General features: G+C 30.1%; 14 protein-coding genes and 3 tRNA genes. All 17 read right to left on the reverse strand.

Annotated features, from left to right (window positions below; translation table 11 throughout):
- Positions 1–76 (reverse strand) — tRNA-Val (locus I2H23_RS13670).
- A 4-nt stretch (positions 77–80) separates the two neighbouring features.
- A tRNA-Glu gene (locus I2H23_RS13675) sits at positions 81–155 on the reverse strand.
- A gap of 20 nt (positions 156–175) precedes the next feature.
- A tRNA-Lys gene (locus tag I2H23_RS13680) sits at positions 176–251 on the reverse strand.
- Positions 252–664: 413 nt separating this feature from the next.
- Entirely contained in the window at positions 665–1,954 is a 1,290-nt protein-coding gene (locus tag I2H23_RS13685; protein ID WP_092921651.1) for an adenylosuccinate synthase, read from the reverse strand.
- 78 nt (positions 1,955–2,032) lie between these two features.
- A complete protein-coding gene (locus tag I2H23_RS13690) occupies positions 2,033–2,338 on the reverse strand; it encodes a hypothetical protein (RefSeq protein WP_166506163.1) in 306 nt (101 codons plus the stop codon).
- 221 nt (positions 2,339–2,559) lie between these two features.
- Positions 2,560–3,888 (reverse strand): replicative DNA helicase, encoded by a 1,329-nt coding sequence (gene dnaB / locus I2H23_RS13695; RefSeq protein ID WP_092921655.1) that lies wholly within the window; start codon positions 3,886–3,888, stop codon positions 2,560–2,562.
- A gap of 24 nt (positions 3,889–3,912) precedes the next feature.
- Positions 3,913–4,362 (reverse strand): 50S ribosomal protein L9, encoded by a 450-nt coding sequence (rplI, locus tag I2H23_RS13700; protein ID WP_092921657.1) that lies wholly within the window; start codon positions 4,360–4,362, stop codon positions 3,913–3,915.
- Positions 4,363–6,357 carry a DHH family phosphoesterase gene (locus tag I2H23_RS13705; protein ID WP_092921659.1) on the reverse strand — a complete coding sequence of 665 codons (1,995 nt, stop codon included), beginning with the start codon at positions 6,355–6,357 and terminating at the stop codon, positions 4,363–4,365. It abuts the gene before it with no gap.
- Between the two features lie 11 nt (positions 6,358–6,368).
- Positions 6,369–7,325, reverse strand: coding sequence for a DUF2232 domain-containing protein (locus I2H23_RS13710; protein WP_092921661.1), 957 nt, complete (start codon positions 7,323–7,325; stop codon positions 6,369–6,371).
- A gap of 7 nt (positions 7,326–7,332) precedes the next feature.
- Positions 7,333–7,653, reverse strand: a complete 321-nt coding sequence (locus I2H23_RS13715; protein WP_092921663.1) for a MazG-like family protein — start codon at positions 7,651–7,653, stop codon at positions 7,333–7,335.
- Between the two features lie 93 nt (positions 7,654–7,746).
- Positions 7,747–7,974, reverse strand: coding sequence for a 30S ribosomal protein S18 (gene rpsR, locus I2H23_RS13720; RefSeq protein WP_092921665.1), 228 nt, complete (start codon positions 7,972–7,974; stop codon positions 7,747–7,749).
- A 16-nt stretch (positions 7,975–7,990) separates the two neighbouring features.
- Positions 7,991–8,440 carry a single-stranded DNA-binding protein gene (locus I2H23_RS13725; protein ID WP_092921667.1) on the reverse strand — a complete coding sequence of 150 codons (450 nt, stop codon included), beginning with the start codon at positions 8,438–8,440 and terminating at the stop codon, positions 7,991–7,993.
- A 34-nt stretch (positions 8,441–8,474) separates the two neighbouring features.
- Entirely contained in the window at positions 8,475–8,753 is a 279-nt protein-coding gene (rpsF, locus tag I2H23_RS13730; protein WP_092921669.1) for a 30S ribosomal protein S6, read from the reverse strand.
- A gap of 271 nt (positions 8,754–9,024) precedes the next feature.
- Positions 9,025–10,227 (reverse strand): aminotransferase-like domain-containing protein, encoded by a 1,203-nt coding sequence (locus tag I2H23_RS13735; RefSeq protein WP_195581832.1) that lies wholly within the window; start codon positions 10,225–10,227, stop codon positions 9,025–9,027.
- A gap of 98 nt (positions 10,228–10,325) precedes the next feature.
- Entirely contained in the window at positions 10,326–10,514 is a 189-nt protein-coding gene (locus tag I2H23_RS13740) for a DUF951 domain-containing protein (protein WP_166506165.1), read from the reverse strand.
- A 15-nt stretch (positions 10,515–10,529) separates the two neighbouring features.
- Complete coding sequence (locus I2H23_RS13745) at positions 10,530–10,793, reverse strand: DUF3343 domain-containing protein (RefSeq protein WP_166506166.1); 264 nt, start codon at positions 10,791–10,793, stop codon at positions 10,530–10,532.
- An 87-nt stretch (positions 10,794–10,880) separates the two neighbouring features.
- A complete protein-coding gene (yedF, locus tag I2H23_RS13750; RefSeq protein WP_195581834.1) occupies positions 10,881–11,471 on the reverse strand; it encodes a sulfurtransferase-like selenium metabolism protein YedF in 591 nt (196 codons plus the stop codon).
- Positions 11,472–11,612 lie beyond the last annotated feature (141 nt).

The raw sequence follows: 11,612 nt of genomic DNA on the forward strand, positions 1-11,612 counted from the left end.
TGGTGGGACTAACAGGGCTCGAACCTGTGACCCCCTGCTTGTAAGGCAGGTGCTCTCCCAGCTGAGCTATAGTCCCAAAATGGTGACCCATAGGGGAATCGAACCCCTGTTACCGCCGTGAAAGGGCGGTGTCTTGACCGCTTGACCAATGGGCCGTGCTGAGTAAAAATTAAAATGGTGACCCATCCGCGACTCGAACGCGGGACACCCTGATTAAAAGTCAGGTGCTCTACCGACTGAGCTAATGGGTCATTTCCTTTTTTGCCTTTCGGCTTGTTCGTGTTTCTCTCACTCACAAATATTATTATATTAGGTTCATACACTTTCGTCAACACTTTTTTTACATTTTTTTATATTTTTTTACTTTTTTGTTTATTTTTCTCTCAACCTTAGTAAATAACAGGGGTTCATAAATTAATTTTTTATTAAAAAATACTTAATTTTAGATTTTTACCAATTATCTAATCTATATTTTTCTTAAATTAGGGTATAAATATTAATTTATAAGTAAGTATTCTAATTGTTTTTTATTCAGTAAAACTTTTTGTAGAATATATTTTTATAAGTATAAATAAAAATATATTTATCTCTAACTTAATTTTATATATTTTAATTTTTATATATAAAAAAGTGTAGTGGATATAATCCACTACACTTATATATATTAAGCAAATATATTTCTTCTTATTATAGTTTGAGCTCTGTTTGGTCCTACTGAAACCATATCTATGTTAACTCCAACTATTTCTTCTATTCTATCTATATATTTCTTAGCATTTTCTGGAAGATCTTCGTATCTTTCTATAGTTGTTAAATCTTCATTCCATCCATCTAATTCTTCATATACAGGTTCGCACTTAGCTAAATCTTCTAATGATGCTGGGAAATCTGTTATTATCTTGTCTCCCATTTTGTATCCTGTACATATATTTATTTTTTCGAATCCACTTAAAACATCTAATAACATGAATGATATACTAGTTAATCCGTTTACTCTTGCAGCATATTTAACTATTACAGCATCAAACCATCCACATCTTCTAGATCTTCCTGTTACTGTACCAAACTCATGACCTTGGATTCTTATTCTTTCTCCTATTTCATTATCTAATTCAGTAACAAATGGTCCTTCTCCAACTCTTGTAGTATATGCTTTTACTATACCTACAACATCTTTTATCATGTTTGGTCCAATACCTGCTCCTATAGAGAATCCTCCTGATGTTGGATGAGAAGATGTAACGTATGGGTACGTACCTAAGTCTAAGTCTAATAATGTTCCTTGTGCACCTTCGAATAATACTTTTTTACCAGCTTTTATAGCATCATATACTACAACTGAAGTATCTGCAACATTTTTTCTTATTTGCTCTGCATATCCTAAATACTCATTGTATATAGTTTCAAAGTCAAACATTGCTTCTTTTCCGTATACACCTTGAACTAATTTATTCTTAGCATCTATTTGTGCTTTTAATTTCTTAGCAAATATGTCTTTATCCATTAAGTCACATATTCTTATTCCTGATCTCTCAGTTTTATCCATGTAACAAGGTCCTATACCTTTTTTTGTAGTCCCTATTTTGTTATCTCCTCTAGCTTCTTCTGCTAGTGCATCTAATTCCTTGTGATATGGTAATACAACATGGGCTCTATCACTTACTTTTATGTTGCTAGTATCTATATTTTCTTTATTTAAAGTCTCTATCTCTTCTAAAAATCCTTTTGGATCAAACACTATACCATTTCCTATTACATTTATAGTGTTAGGATTTAATACTCCAGATGGTATTAGACGTAAAGCGAATTTTTTGCCATCTACAACTAATGTATGTCCGGCATTATTTCCACCTTGTCCTCTTACTACTACATCTGCTTGTGTAGCAAGGTAATCTATAACTTTACCTTTTCCTTCGTCTCCCCATTGAGATCCTACAATCGCTACTGTTTTCATATAACTCACCTCTACTATAGATTTTCGAACACTTTACCAATACATTTTATCAAACATTCGATACATTTTCAAACTTTTTTATTTACACTTTGAGTTTAATATGTATTTTTTTATATCTTCTAAGCTATTTAAACTCTTTATTATTCCTTCTGATTCTTCTATATTTTTTATAAATGTTCCTACTTCTTCTATTTTAGATACACCTAAAATTTCTTTATTTTCTCCAGACATTGTATCCATCATCATAATCTTATAATTAGATCCTTTTTTGCAGTAAAATACTAATGTCTCCTTTATATTATTATCAATTATTCTAAATAAATTTATTTCTTTGTTTATTTCTATTATTTTTGGATATATATATAATACATTTATATGCAACACATTTTTCCCCCATAAAAAATTTGTATTTATAAATATTAAGTTGTAAACAATAAAAGCAAGCTAATAGCTTGCTTTTTTTTGTACTTATTCACATTTATCAACAGGTTACATGTGGATAATGTGGATAAGTCTTTTTGTATTTTTCAACACTTATGATTTTTTTCCTACATTTATCCACATACTTTAACCAATTTCCAAAAAAACTTCTGTGGATATCTTGTTTACATATCCCTAGATTTATCCGCAAATTTTTGAACTTCACCAAGCCAAACTAGCTCTACTGCACCAGTTTCACCGTGTCTATTTTTAGCTATTATTACCTCTCCTATGTTCTTTTTTTCTGAATCTGGATGATAATATTCATCTCTATATAAAAACATTACTATATCTGCATCCTGCTCTATTGCTCCAGATTCTCTTAAATCTGATAGCATAGGTCTATGATCTGCTCTTTGTTCTGGTGCACGAGATAGCTGAGATAATGCTACTACCGGACAATTAAGTTCTTTTGCGATTATTTTTAAAGATCTTGATATTTTTGATATTTCTTGTTGTCTACTTTCATTATTACCTTCACCTTCCATAAGTTGAAGATAATCTATAAGTATTAAATCTAATCCCTGCTCTATTTTAAGTTTTCTACATTTTGATCTTAACTCAGATATTTTTATACCTGGAGTATCATCTATATATATCTTAGCATTAGATAAAACTGCCATAGAATCTATTATTCTAGGCCAGTCATTTTCTCCTAGCTTTCCTGTTTTTAATTTTTTAAGCTCTACACTAGATTGTGATGATAACATACGTTGAACTAACTGTTCTTTAGACATCTCTAAACTAAATACAGCTACAGATGCATCACCTTTTAGTGCTGCATTTTGAACAAGATTTAATGAAAATGCAGTTTTCCCCATAGCTGGACGAGCTGCTATTAGTATTAAATCTGTTCTCTGTAGTCCATTTATCTTTTTGTTTAAGTCTTTAAAACCAGTTGTTATTCCTGTTATTTCACTCTTTGATGTGTACAGATGTTCAATCATATCATAAGTATCCATTAGTACGCTATTTATAGATTTAAAATCATCACTAGCTTTTTCTTGAGATATATCAAATATCTGTTTTTCTGCTTTTTCTAAGACATCTTCTATTTTCGAGGAACCTTCATATCCTAAGCTTATAATTTCATTAGATGCTTTTATAAGTTGTCTTAAAACTGATTTTTCCTTCACTATATCTGCATAATACTTTACATTAGATGTTGTAGGGACAATCGTTGATAAACTCGTTATATAACTTATGCCTCCTACATCATCTAAATGTCCTTCTTTTTTAAGTTCTTCTGTTAGGGTTATTAAGTCTATTGGTTCACCTTTATTACTTAACTTTATCATGCACTCATATATGATTTTGTGAGCTTCTTTGTAAAAGTCATTTGGCTTTATAGTTTCACTCACCGTTATCATTGCATCTTTATCAAGTAATATAGACCCTAATATAGACTGTTCTGATTCCACACTATGTGGAGGAATTCTAGTCATATCCTCCATTGTTTATCACCTCAAGTGTCTTTTCTATTGTTTCTCTTTTACATCTACTCTCATCTTAGTAGTTACTTTTTGATGTATCTTTATCTCAACGAATCTTGAACCTAAAGCTCTTATTGGTTCATCTAAGTGTATTTTTCTCTTATCTACTTCTATAGAGTGTTGTTTTTTTATTTGTTCTGCTATATCTTTAGATGTTATTGATCCAAATAATCTTCCACCATCACCAGCTTTAGTATATATAACAACGTTTAATTCTTCCATTTTCTTTCCTAATTCTACTGCTGCTTCGTACTCTTTTTGAGCTTTTATCTCTTCAGATTTCTTCTTTTCACCTAATTCTTTTACTGCTGTATTATCTGCTACAACTGCTAATTTCTTTTTAAGTAAGAAGTTTCTTGCGTATCCATCACTTACTTCTTTTACTTCACCTTTTTTACCAGTTCCTTTAACGTCTTTTAATAAAATAACTTTCATCTATTTCTCCTCCTTTATGCATTCGTCAATTATATCTTGTACCATTGAATATGCAGTTTTTAATGAAACACCTTCTAATTGAGCACCTGCTATATCTTTGTGGCCTCCTCCGCCTAGTTTTTCCATAAGAACATGTACATTGGTTTCTCCTAATGATCTAGCACTTATGAATATTTTATCATCTTTTTTACCTAGAACAAATGATGCTTCAACTTCCTTTATATTTAATAATTCATCTGCTGCTTGTGCTATTACTATATTTATGTTATCTGCTACTCTTTCTGTATAAGCTAAACAGATTTTTCCATAAACTATCTTAGCACTTTGTATGATTTCAGCCTTAGTTATAAAATCACTTATGTCTGAGTTAAATAGCTTTTTGACTTCTACAGTATCTGCACCTACTTTTTTAAGATACGATGCAGCTTCAAATGTTCTTACCCCTGTTTTGAAGGCGAAGTTTTTAGTATCTAGAGTTATACCAGCTAATAAACCTTCTGCAGTTAATTTATTTATCTTTACATTATCTTCCATGTATTGGACTAGCTCAGTTACCATCTCACACGTAGATGATACGTATATTTCATGGAATAAAAGTACTGTATCATTTATAAATTCAACGCCTCTTCTGTGGTGGTCTATCACTACAATTTTGTCAGATATACCTAATAGTTCATTACATTCTGTAAAATTAGGTCTATGGGTATCAACAACTACCACAAGTGTATTTCTCGTGCAACTTCTTATAGCTTCTTCGCTATCTATAAATATTCCATCATAATAATCTGAAGATTCTATTCTATCTACAAATATATCTATTGATTCATTTGTACTATCTAGCACTATATTAGCATTTTTACCGCAAGATTTACATATATCATATATTCCAACTGCCGAACCCAGAGCATCCATATCAGGATATTTGTGTCCCATTATATATACATGATCACTTTCTAATATAATTTCTCTTAGTGCATGACCTATTAATCTTGATTTTACTTTTGTAGTTTTTTCTACTGCTTTAGATTTTCCACCGTAGAATACTGACTTATCTTTAGTTTTTATAACAGCTTGATCTCCACCTCTACCTAAAGCTAAATCAAGAGCTCCAGACGCCAATTTTAGATTTTCATTTATGGAATCTCCATCTACACCTATCCCCATACTTATAGTAACAGGTAATGTATTTCCATAGTCTATTTCTCTTATTTTATCTAGTACAGAAAACTTTTCACTTTCTAGTTTTTTAAGTTCTTTTTTGTTCATAACTAAGAAAAATTTATCTTTTGATGTTCTTTTTAATGCTGACTTAGATGCATTTTCTAAATTAGAAAGAATTCTTTCTATTTCAACGTTTATCATTGGTCTTTTATCCTCTGATGCACTTTTTAATACGTCATCATATCCATCAACCTGAATCAACATCATAGAATTTTTCTCATCTTCATGCTTTTGTTGTAAATTTAGATAATCTGTCTTATCTAACCAATATAACATCATTAGATATTTTGCATTTTTTTCTTGATCATTTTTTACAACATTGTATACTACAGTATAATCTCTGTCTTTATACTTTACATCTGTGTACATTTCTTTATTTTCATTTAAAACTTTTCTAAGATCTAGATTCTTTACTATATCATCAATGTTTTCACCTAATAAATCTTGTGTTTCCGTCATCTGATGGAATTTATTATTGTACCAAGATATTTTTCCATCAAATTCTAATATACAAAGTGGAATAGGTAAATTCATTATTGCTTTTTTTGTTGTTTCATCTATATCTAAAGATAGATTTTGAATGTAATTATTCCATTCCTTCCTTCTAATATTAGTAGTTTTCCAGTTGTGGAAAACTATATATAAGAAAATAAGGAAAAATAAGCAACCTACATAAAAATCATATAAAAGTAGTGCTGTACTTGCTACACCTATAATTAATATGTATATATTATTTTCTGGCATATTAATTTTCAAGGCTGGTTTGTTCCTCATTACTTCCCTCCTTACGCAGATTTATAGCTTCTTACCTTTCTAAAATCTATTACACTATCTAACATCCCTAAGAAAGATATACCCATAAATCCGAATATATATAGGATTAATCCTGATATAAGTATATTTTTTATTTGACTAGCTTTAAACCAATTTCTTAGGTAATATACAGAAACTGCTATTCCCTGAGCCATAAACATAAAATTAAAAACTAGTTGAAGATTCATTATGATTAAATCACCATGAAAATTTAAGCCTAACATATCAATTAAGAAAACTAGTATGTATAGCATAAGTGACACCATTACTGGATTTCCCGGTAAATAAAAATCTCTAAATTTAGGCATTTCTAAATTTACCATTCTTATTCTTTTTAATATAAATGCCTCAATGTAGTACGTAACAAACGCTAATATTATCCCCTGTAAAAATAGCATTGTAGGTAAAAGATTTTGTGCAAAGGTGATTACATCTTCTACTTTTAATCCACTACTTACATCTACACCTGCATCACCTAAAATTTGAAGCTGAACACTTACAGCTTCCTTCATACCATTCATAAAGTTATCTAATAAATTAGTTTTAAATACCATATTTGCTATAGTATAGAAAATTATAGTTGAAATTATAACTATAATTGTCCCTGCATATATAGGTTCAAACTTATTTTCTTGACCTTTTTTTATGTTTTGTCTTGCAACACTACCTATAACTATCCCAGGAAGTACACTCATAATACTAATACTTACAGCATATGTTATATCTACACCAAATATAAGTATTAAAAAAGTAACTATCAAAGATAATATTGAGTACTTATTGTTACCTATAGTTCCTATTATTGCATAAGGTACTGGTATTAAGAAACTCAGCACACTTAATATAGGCACATATGCTGTTACTAGAGCTAATAATATTCCCAGCGTAACTATCATCGATACTTGTGATAGTTTTACTTTATTATTCAAATTAGATTCACTCCTTATTATCTATATGTTTTTTGAGTTCAGATAACTCACCATACCATCTTTCTATACTATGATTCTCATTTATTCCTAGTTTTATCTTTTCTTTTATTTTATAATCCATTTCGTTAAAACTAATTCCCAATCTTTTTGCTAAAAGGTATGTTATCATTATAATATTTGCTAAAGTATCTTGTAATGCCTCATCTAAAGGCTTTACTCCTTTAAACATTAAGTTGAACAAATCCCCTACGCTCATTAACAACTCTGTTTTCATCCATTCCATTATTTTAACGTTTCTTGCTATATCGGAATTCCTATCTAATCTCACAGTTGCCCCCTCCTTAATATATAAATATTATATCATAAATCATAGTAGATTTAACTAGAATAACAAAAAAACGAGCCATAAGGCTCGTCCTTCTTATTCTACAGTGTATGGTAAAAGTGCTATGTTTCTAGCTCTCTTTATAGCAACTGTTAATTCTCTTTGATGCTTAGCGCATGTTCCAGATATTCTTCTTGGTAATATTTTACCTCTCTCAGTTACATATTTTTGTAATCTTTGAGTGTTTTTGTAATCTATCTTAACGTCTTTTGAAGCACAGAATTGACAAACTCTTCTCTTCTTACGTCTCTTCTTGTTTATCATAACATTTCCCTCCTTTTTAGAATGGTATATCGTCGTCATCTATAGCTTGGAAACCTTGAGGGTCTAATCCTTGTGGTTCGAACGTAGGCTCGAAACTAGGTTCAAATCCTGTTTGACTTCCTTTATTATACGAATTTTCCGATTTATTTCTACTATCTAAGAACTGTACTCTGTTAGCATTAACTCTAAACGCTCTTCTGTTTTCTCCAGCTTGGTTTTGATATACATCCACTCTTATTGAGCCTTGTACAGCTACTAAACTTCCTTTACCGATATAGTTAGCGCAATTCTCTGCAGATTTACCCCAAACTTGTATATCTATAAAATCAGTTTCTCTCTTACCATCTTTGCCTGAGAATTCTCTATCAATAGCTATTGAGAAATTAGCAACAGGAGTTCCACTTCCTGCGATGTATCTTAACTCTGGGTCTCTTGTTAATCTACCCACTAAAACAACATGGTTCATAATAACACCGCCTTTTACATAATAAAACTAGTCATTAAGCAGCAACTATCATGTGTCTTATTACGTTTTCGTTTATCTTTAAGTTTCTATCTAATTCTTTTGGTAATTCAACACCAGCACTGAAGTTTACTAATACATAGTGACCTTCGTTGAACTTAGCTATTGGGTAAGCTAATTTTCTAGTTCCCCATACATCAACGTTAGCTACTTCACCATCAGTAGATATAACTTCCTTAACTTTGTTAAGTACAGCTTCTCTAGTTTCTTCATCAGCATTTGGCTTTACTACGAAAACTAATTCATAATTTCTCATTATCTTTTCACCTCCCTTTGGACTTAACGGCTCTACTTCGTAGAGCAGAGAAATGAGATTCAAATCTCATACTTACACATTTTATCATTACTAAAGATAATTGTCAATTTATATTTCCTCATATATTATGGTAAATTTTTTTGTTTTTAATACGTATATATTAAATTATGATGGATAATACTATTTATATATAGCCCCCATAACTTAAATATATTTCATCCCAATCTCCCATAAAAAAGAGTGACCGCAGGTCACTCTTTTTTTATACTATCTATGCGTTTGCTTTTACTTCCATATGTTTCTTTAAAACTTTACCTAATCTCTTGATTCCCTCAACTATCTTCTCATCTGTAGATGTTGAGTAATTTAATCTAAAACAATTTTCTTTTCCACCATTAGGGAAGAATGATCCCCCTGGAACATATGCAACATTATTTGCTATACAATCTTCCATTATAACTCTTGAGTCTAAATGTTTTGGTAGTTCTACCCATGTGAATAGCCCACCTTCTGGATGAGTATACTCTAAACCTTCTGGGAATTCTTCTTTAATAGTTTTTAACATAAGGTCTCTACGTCTTTTATAAACCTCTTTTAATTTTTCAACATGTTTATCTAAATCATATAATTCTATGTATTTACTAACTTCTCTTTGAGATATACTAGATGCTTGTAGGTCTGCTCCTTGTTTGACGAATATAAATTTGCTTAATATTTCATGAGATGCGCATGTCCAGCCTATTCTATATCCTGGACAGAATATTTTTGAAAAGCTTCCTAAGTATATTACCAATCCTTTGTTATCCATTGATTTTAAAGATGGTAATGTATCACCTTCGAATCTTAATTCACCGTATGGGTTATCCTCTATTACTGGTATTTCATATTTATTTATAATTTCCATGAACTTTTTACGTCTTTCCATTGGCCAAGTTCTTCCTGTTGGGTTTTGGAAATCTGGTATTACATATATCATTTTCACTCTATCAGTTGTTTCTAATATTTTTTCTAACTCTTCCATTATCATTCCATCTTTATCTGTTGGAACTTCTATGAATTTTGGTAAATATGCTTTAAAAGCATTTAATGCTCCTAAATAAGATGGACTTTCACATAAAACTATGTCACCTTCGTCTAAGAAAACTTTCCCTGCAAAGTCTAATCCTTGTTGTGAACCATTAGTTATTAATATATCATCCTTTGTTACATTAGTTTTAGCTTTACTATTCATTCTATCAGCTATATGTTCTCTTAAAGGAGTATAACCTTCAGTTGTAGAATATTGAAGAGCTGATCTTCCATCCTCTTCTAAAACCATAGTCGAAATCTTTTTCATTTCCTCTATTGGGAATAATTCTGGAGCAGGTAATCCTCCAGCGAAAGATATAACTTCTGGTTTTTCCGTCAACTTTAAAAGCTCACGTATTTCTGATCCTTTTAATCCTGCCATTCTCTTTGCAAATTTAACTGCCATAATTAAAGCACCCCCTGAAATTGTTTACCCTGTACTTTAATTATAGCAATGCCAAATTTGATTCGATACTCTCTTTGAAATTTTCTGAATTTTCTATTTTATTCTTTAGTAATTATCTTTTTTACTCTTTTTTCAAAAGTTTCTCTGTCTAGCATTATTTCTCTAGAGCATTTAGTGCATTTTATCTTTACATCCATACCAACTCTAGTTATTTCAAATTCTTTATTTCCACAAGGATGTTGTTTTTTCATTTCAACAACATCTCCTATCTTAATACTTATAGGCATTTAAAATCACTCCTTTTAAACTATCTCTGTTGCTTCTTTTTTTCCACTTTCTAATTTAGTTATTTTATATATACCCTTATATTCTACATCACTTTCTCTTAAAGTTTCTTTTACTTTTTCTATATCATTGTATAAGAATCTTATTGAAATCCCACAGCTAGCCGTTATCTCTCTTGGTGTAGGCAGTGTTGTACATACTATTTCCTTTTCCTTTAATAACTTCTCTGTTCTTATTGCATGATGTGTTGAGTTAAATGATACTATATACATTTCATTCATTGTTTTTCCTCTTTCTAATCTAGTTATTATAGATATTATTTTATATAAATAAGGCTACATATACAATATGTAACCTTATTATGTCCATTATATAGATATAGTTTGTAATGAGTTGTTCATCATTTCTACAATATTATACATATTAGTAACTGTACCTACTTGTAATAATTCTTTTAAGTTGTAATAATCTAAACATGTACCACAAGATAGTATTTCAACTCCATTATTTTCTAGTATTTTTAAGTTTTCTACTGTAGCTTCATTTACTGTTGTAAGTTTTACTCCTGAATTAACAAATACTATGTGCTTTGGATATGGCTTAGTTTCTGTCAAAGTATATATATATCCTTTTATAAGAACTTCTCCTAGTTCATCATTTCCTTGTCCCATTTTATCTGAAGATATAAATATACACTTATTATCTAAATTAACCTTTGTACCTTCTTCTATTTTTATATTTTCACCTTTTATTATTTCGACTACTATTAAATCTTCTTCTTCTCTTAAAACACTACTTTCGCAATTAGATGACTTTGATAGTTTTATTATATTTTCTTTTGCCATTGTATTGTCTACTGTGACTCTTATAACTCCATTTTCTAATTTATCTAATTCTTTCTTTGTATTTATTACTGGTTTTGGACAAGCTAGTCCTCTTGCATCTATTTCTATTAACATAATATCCTCTCCTTACATATTCCTTAAAATAATTCTATCATATATGTAAATTTAAACGTTATAGATTATTTCTATACAATTACTTATCAGATTAATTTTAATTATAAGAAATTTATTTCTTTGATTTTATTTAAATAGACG

Origin of the sequence: Romboutsia sp. BSD2780061687b_171204_C1 (assembly GCF_015560225.1) — a bacterium.
Lineage (GTDB): Bacteria > Bacillota > Clostridia > Peptostreptococcales > Peptostreptococcaceae > Romboutsia_C > Romboutsia_C hominis.